25 protein-coding genes are annotated in these 24325 nt (G+C 61.8%); 8 read left to right on the top strand and 17 right to left on the bottom strand.

Annotation, left to right across the window (positions count from 1 at the left end):
- Nucleotides 1–218 precede the first annotated feature (218 nt).
- Nucleotides 219–1466, top strand: a complete 1248-nt coding sequence (locus tag ACLBYD_RS24155) for an ATP-binding protein (protein ID WP_254584755.1) — start codon at nucleotides 219–221, stop codon at nucleotides 1464–1466.
- An 11-nt stretch (nucleotides 1467–1477) separates the two neighbouring features.
- Nucleotides 1478–1903: a hypothetical protein gene (locus tag ACLBYD_RS24150; RefSeq protein ID WP_138846242.1), complete on the top strand. Its 426-nt coding sequence runs from the start codon at nucleotides 1478–1480 to the stop codon at nucleotides 1901–1903.
- Nucleotides 1904–1916: 13 nt separating this feature from the next.
- Here the strand turns inward: ACLBYD_RS24150 and ACLBYD_RS24145 are convergent, their stop codons facing one another.
- Both ACLBYD_RS24145 and ACLBYD_RS24140 read right to left on the bottom strand, forming a co-directional pair.
- Nucleotides 1917–2921, bottom strand: a complete 1005-nt coding sequence (locus ACLBYD_RS24145) for a DUF2510 domain-containing protein (RefSeq protein WP_175428173.1) — start codon at nucleotides 2919–2921, stop codon at nucleotides 1917–1919.
- Nucleotides 2922–3141: 220 nt separating this feature from the next.
- Complete coding sequence (locus ACLBYD_RS24140; protein ID WP_237211469.1) at nucleotides 3142–3582, bottom strand: hypothetical protein; 441 nt, start codon at nucleotides 3580–3582, stop codon at nucleotides 3142–3144.
- Nucleotides 3583–3780: 198 nt separating this feature from the next.
- Here ACLBYD_RS24140 and ACLBYD_RS24135 point away from each other — a divergent pair, with 198 nt between their 5' ends.
- A complete protein-coding gene (locus ACLBYD_RS24135) occupies nucleotides 3781–4077 on the top strand; it encodes a hypothetical protein (protein ID WP_156666180.1) in 297 nt (98 codons plus the stop codon).
- A gap of 135 nt (nucleotides 4078–4212) precedes the next feature.
- Nucleotides 4213–4395, top strand: a complete 183-nt coding sequence (locus ACLBYD_RS24130) for a hypothetical protein (protein WP_237211470.1) — start codon at nucleotides 4213–4215, stop codon at nucleotides 4393–4395.
- A gap of 29 nt (nucleotides 4396–4424) precedes the next feature.
- Here ACLBYD_RS24130 and ACLBYD_RS24125 read toward each other — a convergent pair whose 3' ends face one another.
- Nucleotides 4425–6596 carry an ATP-dependent DNA helicase RecG gene (locus ACLBYD_RS24125; protein ID WP_237211471.1) on the bottom strand — a complete coding sequence of 724 codons (2172 nt, stop codon included), beginning with the start codon at nucleotides 6594–6596 and terminating at the stop codon, nucleotides 4425–4427.
- A 669-nt stretch (nucleotides 6597–7265) separates the two neighbouring features.
- Between ACLBYD_RS24125 and ACLBYD_RS24120 the strand changes: the two genes are divergently transcribed.
- Entirely contained in the window at nucleotides 7266–7547 is a 282-nt protein-coding gene (locus ACLBYD_RS24120; RefSeq protein ID WP_138846238.1) for a hypothetical protein, read from the top strand.
- Between the two features lie 346 nt (nucleotides 7548–7893).
- A complete protein-coding gene (locus ACLBYD_RS24115) occupies nucleotides 7894–8463 on the top strand; it encodes a hypothetical protein (protein WP_138846237.1) in 570 nt (189 codons plus the stop codon).
- Nucleotides 8464–8542: 79 nt separating this feature from the next.
- Here ACLBYD_RS24115 and ACLBYD_RS24110 read toward each other — a convergent pair whose 3' ends face one another.
- The 8 genes from ACLBYD_RS24110 to ACLBYD_RS24075 form a co-directional block, all read right to left on the bottom strand.
- Nucleotides 8543–9325 carry a MinD/ParA family ATP-binding protein gene (locus tag ACLBYD_RS24110; protein WP_175428171.1) on the bottom strand — a complete coding sequence of 261 codons (783 nt, stop codon included), beginning with the start codon at nucleotides 9323–9325 and terminating at the stop codon, nucleotides 8543–8545.
- Between the two features lie 382 nt (nucleotides 9326–9707).
- Nucleotides 9708–10523 carry an AAA family ATPase gene (locus ACLBYD_RS24105; RefSeq protein ID WP_138846235.1) on the bottom strand — a complete coding sequence of 272 codons (816 nt, stop codon included), beginning with the start codon at nucleotides 10521–10523 and terminating at the stop codon, nucleotides 9708–9710.
- Nucleotides 10523–11662 carry a hypothetical protein gene (locus tag ACLBYD_RS24100; protein ID WP_138846234.1) on the bottom strand — a complete coding sequence of 380 codons (1140 nt, stop codon included), beginning with the start codon at nucleotides 11660–11662 and terminating at the stop codon, nucleotides 10523–10525. The genes ACLBYD_RS24105 and ACLBYD_RS24100 overlap by 1 nt, the downstream gene beginning before the upstream one ends.
- Nucleotides 11663–12389: 727 nt before the next feature.
- Nucleotides 12390–13112 (bottom strand): hypothetical protein, encoded by a 723-nt coding sequence (locus ACLBYD_RS24095; RefSeq protein ID WP_268656134.1) that lies wholly within the window; start codon nucleotides 13110–13112, stop codon nucleotides 12390–12392.
- A gap of 1 nt (nucleotide 13113) precedes the next feature.
- Nucleotides 13114–13359, bottom strand: coding sequence for a hypothetical protein (locus tag ACLBYD_RS24090; RefSeq protein WP_138846232.1), 246 nt, complete (start codon nucleotides 13357–13359; stop codon nucleotides 13114–13116).
- A 616-nt stretch (nucleotides 13360–13975) separates the two neighbouring features.
- Entirely contained in the window at nucleotides 13976–14503 is a 528-nt protein-coding gene (locus ACLBYD_RS24085; protein WP_138846230.1) for a hypothetical protein, read from the bottom strand.
- A gap of 13 nt (nucleotides 14504–14516) precedes the next feature.
- Nucleotides 14517–15533 (bottom strand): ParA family protein, encoded by a 1017-nt coding sequence (locus ACLBYD_RS24080; RefSeq protein WP_064257502.1) that lies wholly within the window; start codon nucleotides 15531–15533, stop codon nucleotides 14517–14519.
- A gap of 2184 nt (nucleotides 15534–17717) precedes the next feature.
- A complete protein-coding gene (locus ACLBYD_RS24075; RefSeq protein WP_156895436.1) occupies nucleotides 17718–17963 on the bottom strand; it encodes a hypothetical protein in 246 nt (81 codons plus the stop codon).
- 639 nt (nucleotides 17964–18602) lie between these two features.
- Here ACLBYD_RS24075 and ACLBYD_RS24070 point away from each other — a divergent pair.
- Together ACLBYD_RS24070 and ACLBYD_RS24065 are read left to right on the top strand one after the other, a co-directional pair.
- Complete coding sequence (locus ACLBYD_RS24070) at nucleotides 18603–18989, top strand: hypothetical protein (protein ID WP_237211473.1); 387 nt, start codon at nucleotides 18603–18605, stop codon at nucleotides 18987–18989.
- Nucleotides 18990–19133: 144 nt separating this feature from the next.
- The gene (locus ACLBYD_RS24065; RefSeq protein WP_237211474.1) at nucleotides 19134–20735 is read left to right on the top strand and encodes a DUF2637 domain-containing protein; all 1602 of its coding nucleotides are present in this window, start codon (nucleotides 19134–19136) and stop codon (nucleotides 20733–20735) included.
- 679 nt (nucleotides 20736–21414) lie between these two features.
- Here ACLBYD_RS24065 and ACLBYD_RS24060 read toward each other — a convergent pair.
- From ACLBYD_RS24060 to ACLBYD_RS24035, 6 genes are all read right to left on the bottom strand, one after another.
- The gene (locus tag ACLBYD_RS24060) at nucleotides 21415–21975 is read right to left on the bottom strand and encodes a hypothetical protein (RefSeq protein ID WP_447818415.1); all 561 of its coding nucleotides are present in this window, start codon (nucleotides 21973–21975) and stop codon (nucleotides 21415–21417) included.
- A gap of 91 nt (nucleotides 21976–22066) precedes the next feature.
- Nucleotides 22067–22426: a hypothetical protein gene (locus ACLBYD_RS24055; protein WP_064257497.1), complete on the bottom strand. Its 360-nt coding sequence runs from the start codon at nucleotides 22424–22426 to the stop codon at nucleotides 22067–22069.
- Nucleotides 22423–22758, bottom strand: a complete 336-nt coding sequence (locus ACLBYD_RS24050) for a hypothetical protein (protein WP_237211476.1) — start codon at nucleotides 22756–22758, stop codon at nucleotides 22423–22425. Before ACLBYD_RS24050 ends, ACLBYD_RS24055 begins: the two co-directional genes overlap by 4 nt.
- 158 nt (nucleotides 22759–22916) lie before the next feature.
- Nucleotides 22917–23189 carry a hypothetical protein gene (locus tag ACLBYD_RS24045; protein ID WP_237211477.1) on the bottom strand — a complete coding sequence of 91 codons (273 nt, stop codon included), beginning with the start codon at nucleotides 23187–23189 and terminating at the stop codon, nucleotides 22917–22919.
- A 242-nt stretch (nucleotides 23190–23431) separates the two neighbouring features.
- Nucleotides 23432–23725, bottom strand: coding sequence for a hypothetical protein (locus ACLBYD_RS24040; protein WP_138846223.1), 294 nt, complete (start codon nucleotides 23723–23725; stop codon nucleotides 23432–23434).
- Between the two features lie 288 nt (nucleotides 23726–24013).
- Nucleotides 24014–24220: a hypothetical protein gene (locus ACLBYD_RS24035; protein ID WP_064257494.1), complete on the bottom strand. Its 207-nt coding sequence runs from the start codon at nucleotides 24218–24220 to the stop codon at nucleotides 24014–24016.
- Nucleotides 24221–24325: the final 105 nt, after the last annotated feature.

Below are 24325 nucleotides of genomic sequence, written 5' to 3'. Positions count from 1 at the left end.
CCCCACCGTTGCAGTCACCTTTTCTTTGTGCGGCACAGCTGCGGTCGCTCCGTCACGTCCATCGACGTGAACTCTCGTGCCGCACTCGTTTCCGAGCGTTGCGAAGCTCTGCGCATCAATCGATCACCACACGAAGGGGCTATCTGATGGCGAGCGTGACGTTCGCTGCGTGGGCTTGCAGGGACTTGACTGGCCCGACTGAGCGGGTCCACGCCGCAGTGACTTTCATCGATCCGTACACCGGCGATCCTCATGTCGTATCGGCATTCGGCAGCAATGCCCAGTTCGAGGACGCGACGTTGATCCTTCGCGACGAACCACCGACTCGAAACCCGCAACGGGTGTTCGCCGAGCTGTTCCAGCACTACTACATCCCGGATGGTTCGACGACCGTCTCCACTTCAGAGCACGTCCTTCGTCCGCCCCAGGTCTGCTTCTACGAGGCTGATGACACGCCCCCGGTGAACCCACGGTCGTTGTTCGCCATGCTCGCCACCACCTCCGGCACCGTCGTCGACGATCCCCTCGCAGCCGCCGACCAAGCGCTCACCATCAGCAATGATCCGGTCCGTGGCGCTACGACCACCTCGTTCGGAACCCCGGCTGATGCGCGGGCACTGATGCCGATTCCGGCTGAGGATGCCGATGGGGTACTACTGCCCGACGGGCGCCGCTACTGGCCTCGATCCATCGCAGGCATGCCCGACTACCTGGTGCTGCGCAAGCTGCGCGGAGTGATGAACATCCGGCTCAAAGGCCTGCCCGGCGCCGGAAAGACCACCCTCCCCGCCGCAGCGTTCGGCTCCGACCTGATCACCATCCAGGGCCATGGCGACCTCACCGTGTCGGCGCTTGCCGGCCACTACCAGCCCCACCCCGACGGCAGCTTCATCTGGTGCGACGGTCCACTGACACGCGCCATGAAAGAGGGCAAGGTGCTGCTGTTCGACGAGGTCAATCGGGCCCCGTCGGAAACCATCGCGGCGCTGCTATCGATAGCTGACTCGAGAGGCCAGCTCGTCCTCGACGACCGACCCGACCAGCCACCGGTCATTGCCAGTCCAGGATTCGGTCTGATCATCACCTACAACGAAGAAGGCCAAGGCGTTCGCCCGCTCGATGACGCAATCAAACGTCGCTTCCCGTTCGAAATCACCGTGGAGACGGACTACACGATCGCGGAAGCGGCCGGAATCGATGGGCGACTGGTGAAGATTGGCCGCAATCTACTCGAGCGGCACGTCAACTCGATGGCAGACGGCGGCTTTCCTGTATGGCGCCCGCAGATGGCGGATCTACTTGCAACTCAGCAGATTCTCGATGCCGGCCTCGGCGCAGAAATGGCGGCGGCAACGCTCACCGCGGCGTGCACGAACGTCGACGACTTCGAGGTAGTGACCGACGTCGTCGCGCGAGCATTCGGACTCTCTGGCATTCGACCCCTGCAACTGGGAAGTGCATTGTGAACTCACCCACCGTGACCCTGCCGGCATGGCGAAGCCGTGGCCTCGTCGAGCCGATCGATGAAGACAATCCTGAGCGGTGCGATCTCGACAAGGACTTGCTCGTGATCGTTCTCGACGACGAACCAGATTCGGACCAGGCTCTTTATCTGCTAGCGGTGCTCGACTACGAGTTCCGACGCAGCATGAACGGTCTTCCCCCACGCGAATCCGGCCCCGGTGTCTCGATCCACGGGAACACCCTGGTCGTGTACGCCCCGCTGCAGCAGCGGCGCTCCAAGTCGCGCAATGTCGCTGCTGCTTTGCGGGATGCATGCGCCGGCATCCGTCAGATGTACGACCACGGCAGTCCCGTTCGAGCAGACGGCACCCAACTGTTTCCTGCCTATCGTGGTCCTCTCCCCCGCATCCAACAGTTCTGCCTGGCGGCGAGCAGGTGACGCTCACACCGGATCACCGAATCTCGGTATGCCCATCGGCCTGTCGAGCCTGCCCAAGCCGTGCCCGTTGTTCCTCGCAGGCACGCTCAAGGTCCGGGTTGTCGAACTCGTAGAACACATGACGCTGGTGAACCCACGGTTCGGTTCCGTCCGTATAGATATCAGCGTAGGAGCCGAAGGATCTCGTATATTCGACACTGCCCTGACCCTCGACTCGATCGGATACCGGCTCGAGGTTGTTGGAGCCCGGAACCGAATCCCATGACATCCACGACCTCTTGCCGTCAAAGATGTCCTCAGCCCTGTTGACGACACGACCATCTGGCGTTCGCCACGCCATGTTGAATCCTGCACCGCTAGTCCTGATGCTGTGCTGGCTGTGGTTCACGATGCGGACAGTCATGGTGCGACGAAAGACGTTCTGCGGATCGGTTGCGGTAGCGGGGTGCTCCCACTCAATTTCCAGTACTTCTACGGTCGGAGGGGCGCAGTCCAACAGTTCCAACTCTTGGACCGGTTCGGGCGCTGCAGTGGACTCGGGAGAGGGAGACGTTGTTTTTCGTTCGGATTGCTGTACGCGCTTGTCGGTCTCGCTCTGACGCGCGGAAGGTGACATCGTCACCTGAGTGGCATCGCCGATCATGCCGATGACCATCAATCCCACCGCAATGGGAAGCCACCGCGTTGCGCGGAGCGGTGGACGGCCTCGTGTCACCAGCCATGGCTGGAGAATGCTGGGGATCAGGCAGCTTGCACTCGCGGCCGTAAATGAGAGGCAACCTCCGAAGTTGCCAATCGACGCCAAGCTGAGCGCTCCCAGCAGGAAGAACACCGCGGCGATGCCAAGAAGCCAACGGAGAGACATCCGAGGAACCGTCGCTGGCGGTTGTTCTACGCGAGGATGGGAATCTCGAGCATTGCTGCGGCGCCGCGTTTGGTTGGTCCACTGCTCGCCGTCCCAATAGCGCTCGAAGTTCCGGTCCTTCGGGTCTTGCTGCCAGCCGGCGGAAGGTGCCATGGACTCTATCCATAGCAGCCCTTGAGAAGTCTCCGGACAGTAGCGCTGCACGCTGAAGCTACGCAGCAGGCCGATGCTTCCCGAAGTCCGCCGTGAGCATCCTTCCATCGACCTGCCGCGATCTCATTATAAAGCGCGGATAGAACATATGTGCGAACTACCCCCGCATTCCCCTGCGTCCCTCCGCAAGGCGCAGACCGAAGCACCTGGTGGTTGACGCTCACTCGCGGAGAGTGCAGTCACTCGTCTTCCACTCTCCGTCGACCAATACCCAAGGCATGTTCGTGTCGCTGTCCGCGTTCTCGTACACCAAGTCGACAGCTCCTCGGTCACCGTCAACCCGGGCGGTGACGTCCGTCAGCGTCCGAGAAGCGCCATCGGCGCGGTTGAAGTCGGACAAGGCCTTGAACTCGTCCGGAGAGAAGGTGTCCTTGCAGTCCGCGGTGAAAAGATCGTATGCCTCGGAGGAGTCACCCGAGTAGAAGGACTCCGACCACTCGGTCGCAGCCGCTTCGAGTGCCGCTACTGGGTCGTCGACGGCGTTTAGAGCCTCATCGTCACTGCTACTGCACCCCGCCATCGCCACTCCCAGCGCACAGACCGCGACCACTGCATTCCAGGACCTCCACATCTCCACTCCCACTTGCTCTGCGGAGCCCATCGGTTACCCCCAGCAACTGCGCCGAAACCTTCGAAGCGACCCCCAGCAGGCGGCTACTCAACTCCCCACGGAGGGTGTCCCGTATCGACGACTTCACAGATCGACTGGCATCCTCCCGGACAGACGTTGATCTGGCTACGCTCCTGAGAAAGCGTCGTCGCCCGCACACTCAGCACAGCAGAGCGAGGAAATGGGATCATGGGAAAAAGCGTCAAGTACGAACGCACACGGCTTGATTGGAAAAAGCAATCCAACCGCGGGCATGACTTCTTCTACGCCCAAGTCAACAACGCCGGTGACGAATACACCATCGAGCATGTGGATCCCGGCGAGTACGGCTACGGGAGAGAAGGTTGGCTACTGACGTACCCGAACGGAGACCGCGGCGGATTGTTCACCACCGGCCCCCACGTCACCAATCCCAAAACGATCGCTCAAGTCGCAGCCGAAGCCCACTTGCTCGGAGTCTTGAACGACCAAGATACGCAGCAGTAACTCCTCACAAATCTGTACCAACTCGTGTAGCGCTCGGCGTGTCAACGACATTTCGACCTGTAGGTGTCGCTTACTGGCCGTGTACCCGATTCCACCTCATAGCCAGCTACTACTGGCGCACCAAAAGGGGGAACGTTGACTATCGACCACGAACTGCATCAAACAGCGTGGCAAATGCAGCACGACGGATACAGCTGGAGCGAGATCAGCCGCGAGCTCGGATGTAAGGAGAGCGTCGCTCAGGCGATGGCTGAACGCTTCGTCCGCGACAACGAAGCCGAAGCTCACGCGAGTCAAGTTCCCCTGTTCGACCTGTAACTACGGGCCTGCTACTCGAAGAGACCCGGTCAGCTCTTGGTCAAATAGTGGGCCTCGTCCCCCAGAGCAGCCTCTACCTCTCGTTTGAGCGTGAGACTGCGCAACAACTGGGGGTCCCGCTCCAAAATGGTGTGGGCGTCTTCGCGGGCAGCCAGGTGGATGTCTGCGTCGGCAATCAGATCGGCGACCAGCAGCCCCGCATCCCGGCCGGCCTGTGCAGAGCCCGTAAGCGCACCCGGACCACGGATCTGCAGATCTCGTTCGGACAGAACGAAGCCATCGTCTGTCTCGCACATTGCAGCCATACGAGCAATACCGTCTTCGCTATTCGTCTCCCCGACCAGCCAGCACTGACCCGGCCATCGTCCGCGCCCCACTCGGCCGCGGAGCTGATGGAGCTGAGCGAGCCCGAACTTGGTGGCATCGAGAATCACGATGGCTGTCGCGTTCGGTACGGACACCCCGACCTCGATAACGGTCGTAGCGACCAGCACATCGAGTTCGTGGGCCTTGAACGCGCGCATCGTCTCGTTGCGCTCGTCCGGCTTCTGCTTGCCAGTGGCCAAACCCAGCCGCATCCCAGCCAGTGCCCCCTGCGCGAGCTCGGCGAGCGTCTCCTCCGCCGCGGCCGCCATCTTCGTCTCGGATTCCTGCCCGGACACCTTCACCAACGGGCACACCACGAAGGCTTGCCGCCCCTGGCTGATCTGCTCTCGCACAGCACGCCACACCTGGGCCTGGGGATCTGCGGTGTCTGCACTCTCGACCCAGTCGGTGACCGTGGGAGTGCGGCCAGGTGGCTTCTCGTCGAGGATCGACAGTTCGAGATCACCGTAGGTCGTGATCGCTGCAGTTCTCGGGATCGGCGTAGCGGTGGCCTGCAGAACATCTGGTGTCGCTCCCGCCGGGCCTTTCGCAGCCAGGACGGCACGCTGATCGACACCGAACCGGTGCTGCTCATCGATCAACGCCACTCCGAGGTTGGCGAACACCACCGGCTCGGACAGCACCGAATGCGTGCCCACCAGAAGGTTCACGGCTCCCGACGCCAGGTCGGTCAGGACCGCTTTGCGGGGGCGAGGCAGGTTCCGGGACACCAGCAGGTCGACGGTCACGCCGAGAGGTCGCAATGCTTCGGCGATCTCTTCGAAGTGTTGCCGGGCGAGAATTTCGGTCGGGGCCATGAGGACTGCCTGGAAGCCGCCTTCGATTGCCAGTAACGCAGTGGCTGCAAGGACGAGGGTCTTTCCGGCGCCGACGTCTCCCTGCAGCAGCCGATTCATCGGTCGGGGGGCGGTCATGTCGGTGCGGATATCGGCTATCGCCCGCTGCTGTGCACCGGTGGGGGTGTACGGCAGGCCAGCCAACCATGCATCGAGCAGTCGCCCGGTGGGCTTGTGGGCGATGCCGGCTTCGGCGGCTTGTGCGTTTCGAAGCACTCCGAGGGCAAGCTGCAACCGCAGGAGTTCGTCGTAGGCCAGTCGGTCCCGGCCTTTTTCTGCGTGCTGTTTGGACTCGGGAACATGGACAGCGCGTAGCGCGGTCAGCCGCGACGGCAGCTTCCGTCGAGCCAGCAAGTTCGAGGGAATCGGGTCATCCAGCTCCGGGATTCGACGAAGTGCATCGACCGCGGCACGGCGCAGCATCCACGTATCGACCTCATGTTTCTGCGATTGCGGGTAGATCGCGAGCAGCGGTGCTGTGGACTCGCTCATCGGTTCCAGAAGTGGTGAGGTCATCTGCAATGCGCCGTTGAAGTCCCCAACGTCGCCCTGGACCAGCAGCAGGTCACCGCGCCGGAATCGTTTACCCATCCACATCGCGTTGAAGAACATCGCGGAGACTCGGGTGCTTTCGTCCCCGAGTTGGAATCGCACGTAACGCTTTTCCCAGTTCGTTGTCACACCCAGCACACGGGCAATGAACGTGACCTGCGATAGGCCGGAGCGAAGCTGACGCAGCGGCACGAGTTGGGTGCGGTCGACGTAGCGCAGTGGAACGCGCATTAGGAGGTCGTAGACGGTCCCGACACCACCGGCGACGAGCTTGTCGCGCACCGTGGCGCTGACCCCATCGAGGTCATCTACCGGCACTCCCCTCAACGAGTCCAGCAACCCATCGAACAGCAAGGGATCGCCGGCTCCTTGTTGGGTGAGCACTGCCGCAGCGGAGTGCGCTGTCGGTGCCTGCGGGATCGACACGTCGAAGCCTGCAGCGGCCAGGGCCTGCGATGGGGTCGGAGCTGCGGCAACTCGAGTTCCGGTCCCCCACGGTGCCGCAGATTCCGGCGTGCGGCGAGCCTGGTGGGGACCTGCGGGGCGGGTGCGGGTGTGCACAGCGGAGGGAGCCACTGAGGCGAGCTTTCCGTCAACTACCGCATGTGCCTGCCGCGCCGGCGCAGCCCCAGGCGGTGGTGCATGGGCCGGTATCGGCGGCAGGTCTTGAACTGTGACTCCCATCGGCCAGAGGGTGGATGCATGTGCCCGCACGTCGACGAGAAGCTGCACTGTCAGCCGGGGTGGCCACGCAGTGTCGTCCAATGCGTTCCTATCCCGGGCTGCGGCCATCGCAGGCGTGGTGATCCCCACGGATGCCAACCGAATCGCCGCCTCCCGTAGACGGGTTCGGTGTTCGACGGACATCTGCACTCCTACAAGTCCCTTCAGTTCGCTCGGGTGGGGATGGGCGATGGAGCCCACTCCCATTCTGAGGTCACGCGTTCCGGCCGTGGCATGCCGCTCACGCCGCACGCCCGAAAGGCACTTCCCACAATCTTGGGTATGACCAGTACCTCTGCTCTCCCTCTCCGAACGTGGGTCAGTGTCGTCACCCCTAGTACCCAAATCGCTGAGGCGTGTGAGGAGTTCGGATTGACCACCCCGCAGATCCTTCTCGTTCTCGCAACGCAGGACGGAGCAGAAGCCCTGCACCACCGCATGAACACACTCGGCCTATCACGAGCAGCCGACAAGAAAGGCCAGGCGCCTCACATCGTTCAGGCGGTCGAGGAGAGCATCACCACCTTTGCCTGCGAGTATCCCGAGCGTCTTCTTGCGCGGTCCGGAACCGGCCGGCCGTTTACCTCGGTGGACGAATCGGGGGTTGCCTACACCGTCTGGGCAAACTTGGATCCGCTTCTGCCCACCAGTTGAAAGTCGACTTACGGCTTCCGCTGGATGGCCTCGCCTCACGGTGGACTCCGGTGTTGACTGCTCGTAGAGCACGGCTCTGTGGCGCAGGACAGGGGCATTCCGTTTCGCCCACCCGCGTTCAAGATCGACTTCCGTCCCTTCGATACTTAACCGGACGAAAGGATCAATCACCCTTATGTACGCGTATCGGTCTTGCCTCGCACTACTCACACTGGCTACGGCAACCCTCGTCGGATGCAGCAGCGCCACAACCAACGCCGACGAAACAGTCTCGCTCGCCGCTCCCCCTACAGCGACCACAACAGCCGCCACCCCGACCGTGCAGCCTGTTATCGCGCAATACACCTTGGTCGAAGACACCGAACGCAACTACCGTGCACTCGTCGAGACGGCTGATTCCAAGTCGCTGAACCTCGCCTGGCAGAAGATCCGACAGGACTTCCTCGACAACTACCCCGACGGGGGCTACTTCGTCCGGTTCGACTGCGCGATCGATGACAACCCCGACGCTGCAGCAAACCGCTTGGCCAACGCGAAAGTCGCCGTAGGGGCATTGGGAGCAGCCCAGACAGGCCTGAAAAAGGGACAACACGAGTTCAAGATGAACGACAACGCCCGCTGCGGCGACGATCCCGGGTTCAAGGCCACCTTCGACCGCGAAGCACCCCTGTCCGAACAGGTCGCCATCGACATCTGCAACGAACACATCGACGATCAGTACACGGTCGAACAGGTACCTGCCACCCTCGCTGACGTGAAGGCCACGGCCACCAACGGCAAGTGGACCGTCACAGGTACCTCCCAAGGCAACAGCCCCTACGGCGTCAATCCCGCCACCATGGTGTTCACCTGCAATGTATGGAAGACCGACTCCGGCACCGTGATGCGGGATCTTCCCCGCTTCGAGACCCAGTAGGACAGGGGTGCTGCGGGGTCACTCCCCCGCAGCACCCCCACCGCCTACCGCGGAGCACCGCCGCGAACCACAAATTCCGTTAGCGTTCCATGGCCGCTGAGGACATCACGGCGTCAGCGAGCTTCATCAACTGATGGCGAGTCGCGTCTGCGAGCTTGTTCATCTCGATGATGTTGCCGCCCTCAAGATGCTGATCAAAGGGCAGTTGAACCACCGCGCGGACGATGCCCCGATAGAAGTCCACAATCTTCCCGGTGTTGGCATTGGTGCGGTCATGCCGCGAATTGACCACGACGACAGCATCGTCGAGCAACTGCTTGTAACGCGGGTTCCGCTGCGCATGCTCCAACATCCAGTTGGCCGTCCACGTCGACGAACGGACACCATCACCCCCCTCGGACACGATGACCACCAAGTCAGCATCGTCGAGAACCGCGGGGACCACATCCGAGACCATGCCGGCCGCGCAGTCCGTGATCACGAGGTCATAGTGCTGTCGCAGTACACCCATCAATCGCGTGTACGCCGCACCGGTGAAAACGGCGTCGTTCGACATCGACGCGTCGGCAGCAAGCAACTCCAAACCACCGGACAGCACGTTCGTATGTGCGCGCACCTGCTCGTAGCTGCTAATCCGTTCAGCGCTGCTAACCACGGTGCGGACCGTTCCCACCGGGCCGTCAGGATCAGGGGCACGATTCGCCAGATCGCCACATCCGGGGGATGCATCAACCGCGACAATAGGACCCGGCCGATACAGGGCCAGCGTCAGACCGAGCAGTAGAGCACTCGTCGTCTTGCCCGTGCCTCCACCTTCGTTGATGAATGCGACGGTTTTGGCGCGAGGCAGAGGCCTGCTCACTGATGCTTTCAGCGTATCTGTCTCGCTTCTACCTGCACTGATGCCATGTCCCCTGAACAGAGACCGCCATCCCTTACGGCTCTTATCCGACTTTCCCGAGGACGTATGGACTTCTGGTCGAGTCCCGACCTGGCCTCGAGTAGGTCTCGGCTTCCCCGGACTGTCAACCGGGCGCGGGGGACGCTGGACAGGTCGAGGAGTGTCCTGCCAGTCGGACGTATCAGGTTCCATACGGATCGACTCAGTCCACGCCGCTTCATCGAGCGACCGATCGTCCCACGGATTGCCGGCCTCAACGCCAGCATCGCCGTCGCCCCAGGGATCAGCCCTACCCGTCATGCGGTCTCTACCTCCTGATCTGTCGTGCACGCCATGGTGACGGTTACCGTTCTGGTCCCCCGGTCAGGTGATCACGCCACCGTTCGTGCACTACGCCAGTTCGTCGGTCCGACCAGCCGGTTGAACAGTCCGCAGACCACTGCCGAAGACGAGAAGTCGACTGGGCGCCCATCCACGCGGTAAGCCCGGCATCACCATTCCACCCCTGCCTATTCGTCGTCCCAACGACGAGCAGCTCACGCGGATGCGCTGCGATCTGAGAGCACAGTTCCTTCCATGCCACCTGCACGTGATCGGAACGGCGATTGGCGACACCGATGTCGTCGATGAGTACCGCAGACGCGCCACGCAGCCATCCCTGAATACGAGACCGCAACTCCCACGGTGCGACGTCACCGCCGAGCAGCGACTCCTCAGTTGCGAAGCGCACTCTGTCGGCGCCGAACTGACGAGCGGCAGCATTACAGATGGCAAAGCCTGCCCAGGTCTTCCCGATTCCAGTCGGGCCGAAGAACATCAGACAAGTTCTCGATTTCGGATCGGTCTCGGCCGCCCGTAGGGCCTGTCGCGCCGCCTGCGCCCAGCGGGTTGCCCGAACATCGTCAGCCTCAAGATTTGCGGTCTCATAGCCGGCGGTCGCATCGAAATCGAGAATCCGCTGCTGCAGACGGAGTTGCGCCTGAGCGTCAAGCTCAGCTGCCCACGTCTCTGCCGGATCGTCGTTTCGGCACTTGCTACACACCACGTGGTCTTTCCAGTCGTGGGCGCGGCCCGGCAGTCCAGACATTCGACTTACCGGGACTCCGCAACCACTGCATCCCACTTTCACGATGTCGCCACCGGAGAGAGCAAACTTCATCAGATTCCTTCCACAGTCACTGTTGTCGAACCGACAGTGGCCATACCGTCGCCTGCGAGCGCGTTTGTAGTGGCGACGCGTGACTGCCCGGCTCGGGAGTGTGAGCCGTCAGTAGCCATGTCGACCAGCGCCTTCCGAACCTTGCTTGGTGGTGGAAAGTCGTCGCCACTGGTGTAGAAGCGTGCGCGGCCGGCGTGGGGATCGAGGATCCACCGAACGACAGATTGCAGTTGGACTTCGGGAACAGGTTGGCCTCCGTCCCCGCCAGTGAGGAGCTCCCAGACAGATCGATGCGACACAGGTCGAACTGGAATATTTCGGCGTTCAAGCAGCTTCGCGAGGTAGCAAGCCCATCCATGAGTCAGTTCCTCGATGGCTCTGGCGTGCTCGCCACCATCGCGGCGGAGGTTGAATCCCACGCCTGCTGCCACGTAGTCCCCGTGAATCTTGCGGAAGGTGCGCTCAGCTGGAACTCCCTGAATGTTGGAGCGCCAGTGGTTTCGGCTGCGCATCGCCCACACGATCACCTCCCCCGGATCAGTCCCGTCGCAGGACCTCAGGATCGCCAGCGCGTTTCGTCTCCACGCCAGAGTGGGTTTGACCTGGTCAACTAGCCCGTAGAAGCGAATCTGTTCGGCCACGGTTTCGATCAGCCGATCTATTCCTGCCACGGCGAGTGCACCATCGGCTGTTTGAGCTGCACGGAACTCGGCCAGCATCTGTGTGTAGAGCCCCGCCTTGGCAGCGCCGGATTTGGTCGCGGCGGGAGCAGCTATCGGAACCCGGTTACGTCGCCAGTAACTGGTTGGGCATGTATCGCTGAACGCCCAGGTGAACACATCCTCGGGGCGCGTAGCTCCACTGGCGGCAACCACTGCGAGTGCCCATGTCTCAGGGGCGCCGTCGATGATCCGCGCTCCGGTCTCTTCCACCCACGTGATCAGTTCGTCGATGCGTTCCTGAGGCGCTTTCCAGGCATAAGTAGAGCGCGATCCAGTCCCCTCTGGGATGGGTTCTTCGCGCATAGCAGCAATAACCAGAGAGGCGACTCGATCGGCAAACTCGTTGAGTATCTGGGGCCGTTTTTCGAGGGCCGCAAAAAGCGCTTGGGCGAGTATGTCTTCGTTGATTTCAGACATTGTTTCTCCCTTGCGTGAAGTATGCATTCGGCTGGTTTCGCGGACCACGCTAGAGGGGCCGTTTCGGGTGTGCGGCAGCCGAGTTGTGGGGACTGGATCGGGCGCCCGTGCGACGGGTCGTCGTGAACTGCGCCGCTCCGATCTTGGGGCTTGAGCTCAGGTTGGGAGATCGCGCCTGGACAGAGACCGCCTGAAACAAGGGCTGAGAGGCCATGTGGCGCATTTTCGGCCCCGTTTGCATACCCGGGGTGGAAATGAACCTTCCAGAGCCTCCTGGAGGGCTGGAGGGCTGGCATCCCGATTCCTGGCGTCGATCCGATCACGGGATGCGCCGGCCGGCGCATCGAGGCCTCGGCGCGCAGCGGCGAGGTTGTGCCCGGGCTCTCCCGTGCCACCCCTCCCCCTGCACCCCCACCGACCGTAGGGAGGTGGGGTTTTAGTTGTTGTGATCTTGTTCGCGCGCGCGTACGCACGCGCGAGCGCGACTATCCATAGGGGTAGTGGATACCCTATCCATCCCAGCTCTGACCTGCGCCGATACAGGTGGATAGGGTATCCGCAGGGGTATCAGTACGGGTATCCACTTTTCGCGAAGTGGATAGGGTATCCACAGGGGTATCGGAAGGGGCATCCACCGACTTTTGGGCCGATTTTCGTGTCTGCATAGGGCATAGAGAAGGCCCACGGAACGTGTCCGTGGGCCTTCCGAACCGGCGTGGCGGGAGCTTTACTGGGCGTGCATCCGGGCCTGGAACGGTGTGACGTTGCGAACCTGCGCCAGCGCCTTCTGCAGAGGCACGCGCAGCTCTTCCTTCACTACACACCAGTTCCGACGGTCGAGTTCGGCCGCCGCGGAGTCGATCCCTGGCATCGTTGCAAGGGCTCCGATCATGTAGTCGTTGGGATGGTTGAGGTCACCGGTCATCGCGTTGGGTGGCGGAAGTTCAGACTCAGTAATTTCCGCCCACAACAAACTGGCACTCGCATGGAGATTTTGTGCCTTCGTAGGCTCGAGACTCGAAAGATCCAGTCGTAGCAATTCTGATCCGATAACGAATCGGAGCAGCGGACTGTCGATATCGTTCTGCAGCGGGTACAGACCGGCCTTCAAATAGTTCGGATTGGTGAAGCAATTTCGCCGAATCCACGACCTCACGAGAATGTAATATCCGTCTCGGACTATCTTTCCCCGGCGTTCGAGAGAGTCGAGCGACTTCTCTGCATGGTCCGGGTTGGTGCCTTCGATGTCGCCCCACTCGTGCTGCAGGTACAGGCTGCCGACCGGAGTGGTTGCCTTCGACGTCAGAATCAGGGCGAAGTATCCGATCTCGGAGAAGCTGCACCCTTCGGCTGCCATCTCCTTCCAAAAGTCCTTGACTACCGGGACGAAGAACCCGGTTTTACCGCGGGCTCTGTTAGGGCGGACCAGCTTTGGTCGAGGGTCACTCATGTCACTCCCCCGTTGTTACGTCAACGAGGCGCCAGGCGATGAAGTCGCCGACCACTCGTCCCGCGGCCGCCAGTTCTTCCCACGCCTGCCGGGGGGTGACGACCGCGGACTTCGGCCCCAGTTCGGTGTATCGCAACCGGGTGGGCAGGAACGCTTCGGCGTCCTCGGGCCCGAACGTTGTGTTCGGCGCGCATTTTGCCGACAAGAGCAACGCGGACGCCGCGACGGTCAGGGTTGGTGTGAACACGCAGTTCATGCCACACCTGCGCTAACTGCCGCCAGTACGGCTGTTGCTGGGCGGACTGCTCCAAGTCTGAACGTGATGTCCTCGACTGTGGCCACGTCGAGCCAGCGGGACCACGCGGCTCGGACGACGGCGGCCGTCGAGACGGGCGCGCCCGAACACCGGGTGTAGACGTTTCCGAGGAGTTCTACTGCGTACTCGCAGTGACTGGGCAATGTCGTTGTCATGCGGGCCTCTTCCGTCCGTGCGGGGCTCGCCAGGTACGGGCCGAGCACCGCGATGGCATGGTCATCCGTTGACGCGTGGGCTGTTGCCCGCATGGCTTCGATAGCAGCTTCGCCGAGGATCCAGCCAAGTGGGCGGTCTGTGCGTTCGGCCACGGCGTCGAGGCATGCGCGTGCGTGGCGGTGGAGGCGCAGTGTGATCACGTTCGATGCTCCCTGATGTGTGCTGACTGTTGATCTCCGATGGTTGGCATACTCGCATGCCAGGTTCTGTCGGAGCGGCGCTACGCATCGCAAGACGCACGTTCGGGAGACAAAGGACGAGGTAACAGGGTAGATAGCGTGAGGGGCCGGTCGAGTTCGACCGGCCCCTCACCTTGTGATCATGTGATCGTCTACTTGTTTCGGATACGCGCATTCTCCGGGAAGTACCGGAGCAGACGCTGGGCATCCTTCTCGTTCCTGTTGATCCGATCGACTGCGAACAGCAGGAGTGCTTGGACGAAGGCCGTCTCCGACGCTGTACCGCCGAACTTCTTCATCCGACTCGGATCAGAGATATGCCAGTTGAGCGAGGCATCGGAGACCGCGTCCACTGTCGACTTGAGCATCGGGAAGGTCTTCATCTGGATGTGAGCGGAACGTTTGGTTCGCGCTGCCGCCCTCCCCTTCCGAGGGCTCGGTGCGGCCTCTGCCACCTCCGAGCTCAGATCGTCGTCCTCGTCTTCGTTCTCGTAGTCATCGTCAAAGTCATCGACGATGTCGTCTTCCTGCTGGTCAAGCGGGTTGGTCGACGGGTTGGGAGAGGTGATGTCCGTGCTTTCCGGAGCCGGCGCCGCCGGGGCATCAGCGAACGCTGCCAGGCTGGTTCCGAGCGTGCCCGCCTTTGCCAGGCCCAGACGATCCACTTTGGGTCGTGCCATGGGAAGTTCCTTCCTAGTTCGCGGGGGTTTCGAGAGAGGCCGAAGGATCTTCCGATGCACGGAAGTTCGCGAAGACAACCTCGGCGAGCTCTGCGGGGAGATCTGCCGCCTCGAACGCATCGAAGATCGCGTCGGTCTTTTCCGGCACCACACTGGCTACAACAGCCAACGCGATCGCAGAGTAGGCCGCGGTGAGCTGTGCACCTTTACTCCCCCGCGCTACGCGCGCAACAGGAAGCATCTCGGCGCCCGCTTCCGGAACCGTCGTACGACGAGGTACTGGAGGTTCGAGAACGGGCAACTGGCCGTGAAACTTCTCCTGCATCCATTCCTTGGCTGCTGCAAGAGTTTCCGTGTGCTCGGTGGTGCGGCCGTCCATCATGGTTGCCGCTACCCCGATGCCATTTACAGGCCGGCCTGTACTACTCGAAAACTTGATCGCTGACTCGATGGTCAGCACAAGTCCGGACAATGCCGCCGACTCTGTTTGGAGAGGGAAAACAAGGTGCTGCGCAGCGTTCAATGCGAGGTGGAACGTGGACGCCGTGCTGGCGGGCGGATCAACGATGATCATGTCGTAGTACTCGCCGAACCCCGACGTGGTGATCGCTTCGAAGAGTGCGTGCTCGGCTTCGGTCCCTGACCGGGACGTCACTGCATCCAGTCCCCGGTCGGGCGCTGGAACGATGTGGACTTCCCCGCCGGGAATGAGCGGGCCGCCCTTCGCCCAGGCTCGATCGGCCACGACTTCCGGTTGCCACTGAAGTGGTTTGCGCGTAGCGGCCTGAGGTGTGATCGACCCCTCGAGGACCTCGCGAATCGAAATCTCCCCCACCGGGGCGAGCGTCCCGGTCATCCTGGAAAGCGATCCGTTGGGGTCCAGGTCGACACCAGCGACGCGAAGCCCGAAGCGAGCAGCGTTGTCAAGGATCTGAGCCGTCAGCGTGCTCTTCCCGACGCCACCCTTCGAGCACAAGGTAGCCACGGTCTTGGCGCGGTAGTTGGCGCGACTTTCACCAAGGCTGGCCATCGCACCCCCTTTCTGTCTGGCCCACACGATGCCTATTTTTCAGTGAGGCAGGCACCTGTGCAGGCAGGATCCGTATTGGCAGAGCATACAAGTCGTGGTTTCTGTGCAGTCCACGACACGCGTGCACTCTTCAGTATCTGTTGTAGCAGGAGACATCAGCTGCCACAGACACTGCATCTCGTCTGGTCTCTCTACACCATCCGTGTGGTCCTCACTCTCAATGCACAACGTTCCATCCTGTGGGTCTGTGCTGCCAGGACGACGCTGCGTGTTCGTGCATGAGGTGTAGAACAGTTAGCTTGTTCATGAAGGCATGCATATGTGGCACGTGTCTGATTGCGAACACTGACCAGCAAGCCAGCCTGTGTCACACATTAAAACAATATTGCATTGGCTTCATATATCCGACTTACACTCCTGCCTTAATATATGAGCAGTGCATGACATGGCATATTCGGTACATGGATGACCCGTACGATATTTATACTCCGCTTCACATTGACTACACGTTTAGAACTTGTCATCTGTTTAAGAAGTAGTACAAGTATTGCACTTGTCACATGTAGAGTCATCAATATGTGTGTACCCAGTACGTACTGTCTCATACAGACAGCAATGTTTCTAATCATCCCACTGTATAGACAGGCGTAATGTTCAACCAATGGTGCATGTTTTCGATGTTGTCTCTGTTCTATATGTTCCGCACACAATAGATGTTTGAGACTGATAGAACAGAGCACATTTCCACTACAGTCGAACTGCATTACATCTATAACACAGTCGATCTGTCTAGGAACGAACATCTGCATCTCATGTAGTGCACCGTTAAGCTGTCTCATCCACGTCAGACTAAATGTCTGTCTTACCAACTAGACATGCTGTGCACATCGGATCTGTGTTAGCAATACTTTTATGCTAATAACGGCAGCTCAGCCCACATCCTCGTGTCCCGCAAGTACCTAGACTGCGATGACTGGAACCTCGCGATCGAGCTGCGTTGGACACCCCACGACCCGTCAGCGAGCGCCAGTGTGGGATCGGAATTCTGTAGATCCGGTCGGCTGAAATCTCCGATTTCACGAATCGCGCCCCCTGCGTACTACTGCGCTAGTTCGCATGTGGAGGCGTTCAGATCTCCCTCTCGTTCTCCTGTTATCCACATTGGAGGGGGAGGTCGGCCAGCCATCTAGGCATGCAATCTGGTGACATCTCCTACTGGGTGCGGCCCGAATACTCTTCCAAAGAGAATCAGTGAAGTGGACGAGCTACACCCGATTCGGCCGGCACCATCGCCTGGCAGTCGACGGAATTGATCCGCTATCGGCATTTTCGTACCCGCACTTAATGCGTCGAAGGAGGCCTGAGAACTGGCCCTTGCGGATTCCTGACGTCTTAATATCCCGTCCAGATGAGCTGGTGGTACCGCCCTCTCGAGCCAACTTCGAGGTCGTTTTCACTCCCGGATATGTGGTTTGCTGTCGAATTTCGGCTGCATACGTTCTGGCATGAAGTGCCATCTTCGGCGCCACAGCTCTGCCCTTGAGTCCCCATTTGGATCCCCTGCCCCTGACGTGCCCCACAGTTCACGGATGATCTTGGGGGTCTACGGGGCCTCGTCGAACAGGTCCAGTCGGGACTCATTGACGGCGGAAGAAAGGCATCCTGCACGCGCATCCCGGACACGGGAGCACCGTGCTCACAGCATGATTCGCACTCCCGATTCGCTCTCCAAGATCTTCACAAACTGATCGATTGCGGCCCTCCTAGACCAGTCCAGGAGTGGGGGAGAGGTGCCTGATTTTGCCCATGACCGACGGGAGCGCCGCTGCTTTAGGGGCCGGTCTCGTCATGATTCGCCTGACGACCGGTGGCCCATCCAAAATTGCGGCCTTACGCCGACTCGGGGGAGAGGGGCCGTTTTTCACCCCCTTAAAACACCCCAAATCGCCGTAACACCACCCAGGAGCGACGCAGACGCAATTGAACCCATTTCCGCACTAACTACCTACCAGAAGCGCGTTTCGTGCGGGAGAGCTGATTTCAGAGCCATTGCGTCGCTGAGCTGCGGGAACGCGCGTAAAGGGTGCCCCGACCGTCGAGCAGGGAGTGACCCCTCGCACACGGGACCGTGAATGCAGGGAGCGTCACTTAGGCGGCAACACCGATGCGTACCGTCGGTCCGCTCTAACCGTCCGCACGGTCGCCAGCACCATGCGGCGGCAGGGGAGTCCGGCTGACGAGGTGTATCCCCGCGAGGCCGGCCACGCCCACGGCTGCGACCGCCAGCGCCCACGTGTCCGAGCTGACCACGAGAACCAGCACCACTCCTATGGCAGTGATGATTCCGAAGACGATGTTGGCCCACCTCTTGAGCTCGGCCAGCTGAGTCTTGGTGACAACGATGCGCGGGCGATGTGCGTCGGGGGCCATGAATAACTCCTGCGGTGCGGTTGGGGCGGACAGCCACACGATAGGGATCTCTGTTCCACCGCTTACCCCCGTTGGTCAGCCCCGATCGTGTTGTCCGCAGCAACCTCCGGGAGTGAGAGCCTGGGCGCGACATCCCGCCGAGAGCCCGGAACCTTGGGTACTAAGCTAACAAGATCAATATGGGCAATTAGTGCCCATATGGGTAGCGACGGGAGCGGGCATGGCCATCACGGCGGGGGCGAACACCAAAGACGAGGTGAGGAAGACGACCACAACGATCGGACTCGCATGCGCGGGCTCAACCGCTAGGGGGTCAGCCCTCGCCTCCGTGACGAGCCGGCAACCCGGTCGCGTCGCTCCGAGGGGCAGCGAAAGCTTGCACGCAACCCCCCTCTCTGGAGCTGATGCCTGCGCAGAGCACTACGCACTCAAGAGCGCCCTTGACAACATCCTCCGCCGCTACGACCACGTTTTCGCTGGTCATCGACCCGCGAAGAATGTCCTCGGGCGAAACGCTCTGGTCCCGACCTTCAGTCACGCAACCGAGCTCGCGCGGTACTCCGATGCTGCATCTCAGCGCACATGGGCCGAACAGCTTCACACACAGTTTGTCGCCGTCCTCGGGAAGGTGTCGCGCCGATGACCTCGTATCCAGCACCCAAACGCCCGGCCTACCCAGATCCGCTGGTGCCTTCGGGGACGGATCAGCAGGATTCGCTCGAGTCCTCCAGAACCGACCCGGCCCGACCAGACATCTCCGAAGCCACTGATCGGGAATCGGGAGCCGCGGAAGCAGGTCGGCGTACGAAGAAGCGCAAAACAGCCACCACCGACATCTTGTTGTCGATCGACGTCGAACTCAAAGAGCGGATGGTTGCAACCCTCCTGCACACGCAGGCCCGTACCGGAATCACCAGTCAGCAGCAGTTCATCCGAGTGGCCATCGATCAGCTGTGTTCTCGGATCGAGCGGGACTACAACTCCGGGAAGCCATTCGCGCCTCCAGCTGAAGGCATCAACCTCTAGGAACACGACCTTGCGCAACACTTCTACCAGTGATTTTGCATGTCGACGCGGCAATGACGCCGATGCCCCGCACGAAAAGTTCCGACCGGGCACAGGCCGTCGGACGCTCCAGGACAGGGAAACCGCGAAAGGAACCCCGAGTCGATGACCAATCTGACGATCCGCGCCGCACGTATCCAGCTATACGGCCTGATGGCAGCGCTACTGCTTTGTGTCCTCATCACAGTCGGCCTTACGACCGGGGCCTTCATCCTGTCCTTCGACGTCCTCCGAGACCTGGCGCTTCAGGGCATGGTGAGCGAGAGATGGACGTGGATCTTTCCCGCCATCGTCGACGGTGCGATCGTAGGAGCCACGATCGCCGTAGTCGTGCTGAACAAGATCGGCGGTAGCTCCAAGGGCAAGAACTTCTTCGTGGCACTGCTCGTTGCAGCGGTGTGCATCAGCGTGGTGGGAAACGCCTTCCACGCCTACAAAGCAGTCCACGATCTCCAGGGGGAGATGGCCGACGGATTTGATCCAGGCTTTGCACCACTCGCGCCCATGGGGGCCGCAGTAATCGCGGTCATCCCTCCGATACTGATGCTTCTTTTCACCCACGGCATCGGCATCCTCGTGAAGGCTATTGGCACCGCCTACTCCGAGTACACGGCAATGGTGCACCAGCATGCGGACGGGGAGAGCGCCGCAACCGAAGTCACTCCCGTGGCTGCCGGCAACGCAACACCGACCGTCCCCGTCGGCAACGCAACACCGACCACCCCCGCCGGCAACGCAACACCGACCACCCCCGCCGGCAACGCAACACCGACCACCCCCGTCAGCAACGCAACACGAGCCGTTCCGAGTGCGGACCGGACGATGGACAGTCCCACGACCGCTGCAACGACACCGATGCGCAACGCCCGCTTCTCCGAGCGTGTAAACGCTGCATCGCAGGCCGACGAGTCGCGCAATGCAATGTCGACGACTCATGCCAGCAACGCAACGCCAGATCCTGCCGACGACAACGCAACGGTCCGTGCACGAGGCAATTCCGCAGCGCTGAATCACCACGGACCCGTGGCCGCAACGGTCGACACCACGTCCCGCCCCGCGCCCCCAGCGGCAAGCAGCCGTAGCGCGACCACTCGCATTGCGGCCGAGGAGTCGGTGTCGTCTTTCATCCCCGAGACGCCTGACCGTGCGGTCGGCTCCACCGAAGAGATTGCAACGGCCCTCGACGCTGCTGGGGACGCAATGCCCGAGCACGTCGTAGCCACCGGCGTTGCGGACAGCAACGGCACCCTCTCCGCAACGCCGGAGGATGACCGCGCAACGGGCAACGACGAGGACGCACCCCGCGTGCCATTCGCTGAACGTGTTGCCTCCCGTATTGCGCAACTCGATGAGGAGGACATTGCCGCAAAGTTCGACAAGCGCAGTGCACCGGCCTTCGGGGACACCGCGGAGTCGCGCAACGAGCACCGAACCGTCGAGGAGTTGCTCCAGTTCATCGAGAACGCTGATCTCGAGGAGGCCGTGAAGCAGACCGCAAAGCTCAAGATCAATCGGCCCGACGTTTCCTTCGCCGAGTTGGCCGAGTTGACCGGAGCGCGGGCAGCGAGCACCGCAATGCGCCGCTACAGGAAGGCCGAAGCCGCTGCAATGGCTGCCGGGTTCAGCGTTCCGCCGTTGCCGGACCTCAGTGACGGCTCTGCTGGCAGCAACGCGCCTCGCGAGGCCGGGCTTATCGGTGCCACGTAGGCATTGCAGCCCTCAAAGCTGATCTCGATTCCAGAGGACCACGACGGGGTCGGTGCAACGTCCGAGTGGGCGTTGCACCGGCCTCAGTGCGTCCCTTCCTCAACACGCAACGACCTGCGGAGCGGTTTGTTGCACGCCACCGGGGGACATCGTCGGTCACAGGGGCCTGAGGCCACTAGTCCTGATCGCTGCTCGGGGGAGTCTGCCTCAGAGCTCGATCGGGTCCCACCGTGACTGCAACCGCATCTGGTTCGAAGGACAGATGTCGCGATGCAGTGAAGATTGACAGGACACGCCGCTACAGATTGACAGAGGCTCGATGATACGAGAGCGCCGGTCAAGGTGTCATTCCAGGAAAACCGCAGCTCAGAGCGCTTATAAGCTGCGGTCGGCCCAGTTGATCTGCCCCGCCTATCTCGCTCATCTTCGGTGCATATCGACAACCTGACCTGCTGTTTTTCTGAGTCGGGAGTCTTTGTTCTTGTTGGGCTGAACAGTTTGGTCGCTCACCCACGATAATTTCCATTACCGCCGTTGAACCCGTGAAGGTGCTGCTCACCGTGTTTTCGGGCTGGATCGGGTAGCCGGGAGCCTCCCGATCGGCTCACCTGAGGCATCGGTGCGGGTGGCCGGGGACTACCGAGTCCCCGAACGCGCCCGCCGCGGTCCCGACGACTCCTCAGTTGAGGGCCTGGCGGCAGTAGTCCTCGCTGTTGCCGGCGTCGATGCAGTCGAACCAATCGATCTGGTCCTGGACCCACGGGGACGGCGTCTTCGGCGCGGCCGGGTCCGGCATGGTCGCACCCGAGGGGTACCGGCAGACGGTGCCGTCGCACACCGGGGTGTTTGCGGCGACTTCGTCGGCGATGGTCTGATCGTGGACCCCCTGGCAGTATTCGGACCACCCCGTCACGGTGCCATCGGACCAGTACGTCTCGATCGGACCGAAGCCTCCCGGGTTGCAGTGCAGGATGTACGGCTCCTCAACCGGGACTGCGGCCGGGGACTCAACGGTCAGCTCGGTGTACGTCGCGATCGGTTCGACGGTGGTTGTCTCCGCGACCGTCGTGGTCGGTGGCGGGGGAGTGGTGGTGCTGCTGGTCGCAGCTGTCGTAGTCGATGCCGTCGTAGTCGGCGTGGTAGTCGGTGCGTCCGACTGTTCGTTGCTGTTGCCACCGCACCCGGACAGCACGAGGGTGACGAACAGAGCAGCGGTGGGCAGAAGACGCAAACGTTTCACCTACGCAATACCGGGTTCGCTACTGGATCCGTTACCTATGGAAGATGGCCCCGGCACAAGTCGTGCCGGGGCCATCTCACATCGTGTGCGCTCAGCGCAGAGCGATCTTCCACAGGTTGCTGGTCCGGTCGTAGCGGATCAGCTGCATCGGCACTGTCCTGACGAGCTCGAAAAGCGTCTCATCTGCTGCGACGGCGTTTTCGTCGACGACGTCCTCGCCAGCACCGGTGTGCACAGCAACGGGCAGGTATTCGTTGGGATTGCCGTTCGAGTCCAGCATCAGCGTCGTAGCGGTCGGATAGCGCCGCGCTGTGTATTCCTTCAGTGCCCCGATGGCCGCCGCGTCGATTCGCTCCTGGAGCTGGCGCTGTTCCTTGAACAGCTCGTGCAGTTCGACCTGGAGGGGGTACAGCTCAGCGGAAGTCTCGGCGGGGGCGGGTGTGGTGGTCATGAACGCTCCTTCGAGCAGGTCTGCGGGATGATGACGTTGTCTACGTTGCGGGTTTGCCCTGAGAGATGCGGCATGCTCACCAGCTCCGGAAGCGGGTGCCCGTGTGTGGCGGCGAACTGTCTCAGTTCCTCGAGTTCGGCAGTCGTGCCGATCCAGGTGGCCGTGATCTGTTCGAAGTCCTCGGCGATGAAGCGGGCGGCGTCGGCGTATTCGTACGCCTGGTCGACGCACTCTCCGGTGTTGGTCTCGCTCCGGCGATCGAGGAGATCCGCAAGGTGCTCGAGGCACGTGCGGTCGGGGAAAGCGGAGCGCGTGTAGGTCAGGTCGGTCATGGTTCTCCCACTCGCAGTGGCAACAGGGACGGGCGGACCATCGCGGTTTCCGTCATCGAGTGCGGCACGGTTCAGTGGACGCAGCGGCGGTGGGGGAGGGGAGTGGTGGCCCGACGACGCTACGGACGACACGGGACCTCGGCCCTTGTTACCGCAGGTCATGTGCGAGGACCGCGTTCAGCTTCGGCCAGGACGGCGTTGTACAGGTCGACATGGCCGCAGGGGTTGTCCCAGCAGTCGGCCACCAGCCAAGCCCCGTCGTCGTAGAAGTTGTGGGGGTAGGGCTCGCCCCGAGGGCCGCCGCAGCGGGGGCACGTCGCAGCGATGGTGATCGTGCGGATGGTGGCGAGGCCTACAGGCGAGTGTCTGCGGTCGGCCACACGAACGGTGAGGGTCGCGACAGCGTTGGTGTGGCCGGATGACAAGGGCATGGGCGATCTCCTGATACGGGTCGGTCGATAGGGGTCTGCTGTGCCTTCACACTGGCCGCAGGACACGACCTGCGCGGCACACGGTTTTGGGGACACAGGTCAGGGTTGCGCTCTCTGTGTCCGGCGGGCGGACAGGTGGGTGTGAGAAACGATTCGGGCCGCGCTATCTGGCGCGGCCCGGTGGGGGAGTGGACCGGTAGGNCACCACTGGGGAAGTCGAGGTGGTGACCTACCGGGGTCTGTTAGGCCGCGATGGCGCGGCGGTAGTGCTCGATGGCGACGTGCCAGTCACCGGCCTGTTCACCGGCGGCGATCCAGCCTGCAACAGTGTCGGCGTCGAAGATGTGCGCGATCTGGTTTTCGCCGTAGACCTCTTCGAGGGCCGCTGCGTAGGCATCGATCTGGTCGGTGGGGCCTCCGGCGAAGTTGCCGTTGTGGAAGACCACCAGAACACCGTCGGTGTCTGCAACTGCGTTGTGCAGTGCGGTGGCGATGAAGTTGTCCTCGGTGATCTCGTCGGTGGGGGTCATGGTCATCGGGTTCTCCTCGGTGTTCCGTTCGTTGACGAGAACCACCATCGCTGGGAGGTCTGAACCGTGCGGCACGGAACGCTGCCGGCGCGTGACCGGGTGCACCGGCATCCACCTGGTCTTTCGGCTCGGAGCCAGGTGCGTGGGGCGGACAGGCTGAGCCTGATTCGGGCGAGACACGAGGGCGGTTGTCACCTCGGTGTCGACCACGTCAGCATTGCCCGGTTGTGCTGCGAAAACACCCTCCTACCCAGGTAGTTTCGCAGCACAACCGGGACGGTATGGGTGTAGCGGTCAGGAGTGTTCCCAGGGAAGCGGCTTGCCTTCTGCGATGGTGGACGCCACAGCTTCGAGGAACATTGTGGTGCTCTCTCCGAGATCGGCGATGCGCGCCAGTGAGTTCGCGATGTCCGTGGGTGTGCGGCCTTCGGTGACTGCCTGGCGGATGATGTCGAGCTGTTCGTCGGTGATGGTGTGTTGTCCGACCGTGTGTTCGGCCATGTCTTTTCTCCTTCGTCGGTTCGCCCATAGTGTGGCGGGGGCGGTTCGGGGGCGGGGCAGCGGTGGTCGGCTGATGTCGACGTGGTGACGGTCATGCCAGGCGTG

The organism is Rhodococcus sp. C26F (genome assembly GCF_053345925.1).
Note: the sequence above shows the minus strand (reverse complement) of the source record. Positions and strands in the feature narration are given on the sequence as shown.

Bases quoted from the DNA above. Each gene is read 5' to 3' on its own strand.
- ACLBYD_RS24145 (WP_175428173.1), bottom strand. From the start codon at position 2,921: ATGGCACCTTCCGCCGGCTGGCAGCAAGACCCGAAGGACCGGAACTTC.
- ACLBYD_RS24075 (WP_156895436.1), bottom strand. From the start codon at position 17,963: ATGGCCCCCGACGCACATCGCCCGCGCATCGTTGTCACCAAGACTCAG.
- ACLBYD_RS24105 (WP_138846235.1), bottom strand. From the start codon at position 10,523: ATGAAGTTTGCTCTCTCCGGTGGCGACATCGTGAAAGTGGGATGCAGT.
- ACLBYD_RS24100 (WP_138846234.1), bottom strand. From the start codon at position 11,662: ATGTCTGAAATCAACGAAGACATACTCGCCCAAGCGCTTTTTGCGGCC.
- ACLBYD_RS24065 (WP_237211474.1), top strand. From the start codon at position 19,134: ATGACCAATCTGACGATCCGCGCCGCACGTATCCAGCTATACGGCCTG.
- ACLBYD_RS24070 (WP_237211473.1), top strand. From the start codon at position 18,603: ATGACCTCGTATCCAGCACCCAAACGCCCGGCCTACCCAGATCCGCTG.
- ACLBYD_RS24035 (WP_064257494.1), bottom strand. From the start codon at position 24,220: ATGGCCGAACACACGGTCGGACAACACACCATCACCGACGAACAGCTC.
- ACLBYD_RS24080 (WP_064257502.1), bottom strand. From the start codon at position 15,533: ATGGCCAGCCTTGGTGAAAGTCGCGCCAACTACCGCGCCAAGACCGTG.
- ACLBYD_RS24085 (WP_138846230.1), bottom strand. From the start codon at position 14,503: ATGGCACGACCCAAAGTGGATCGTCTGGGCCTGGCAAAGGCGGGCACG.
- ACLBYD_RS24055 (WP_064257497.1), bottom strand. From the start codon at position 22,426: ATGACCACCACACCCGCCCCCGCCGAGACTTCCGCTGAGCTGTACCCC.
- ACLBYD_RS24140 (WP_237211469.1), bottom strand. From the start codon at position 3,582: ATGGGCTCCGCAGAGCAAGTGGGAGTGGAGATGTGGAGGTCCTGGAAT.
- ACLBYD_RS24045 (WP_237211477.1), bottom strand. From the start codon at position 23,189: ATGCCCTTGTCATCCGGCCACACCAACGCTGTCGCGACCCTCACCGTT.
- ACLBYD_RS24095 (WP_268656134.1), bottom strand. From the start codon at position 13,112: ATGAGTGACCCTCGACCAAAGCTGGTCCGCCCTAACAGAGCCCGCGGT.
- ACLBYD_RS24050 (WP_237211476.1), bottom strand. From the start codon at position 22,758: ATGACCGACCTGACCTACACGCGCTCCGCTTTCCCCGACCGCACGTGC.
- ACLBYD_RS24040 (WP_138846223.1), bottom strand. From the start codon at position 23,725: ATGACCATGACCCCCACCGACGAGATCACCGAGGACAACTTCATCGCC.
- ACLBYD_RS24135 (WP_156666180.1), top strand. From the start codon at position 3,781: ATGGGAAAAAGCGTCAAGTACGAACGCACACGGCTTGATTGGAAAAAG.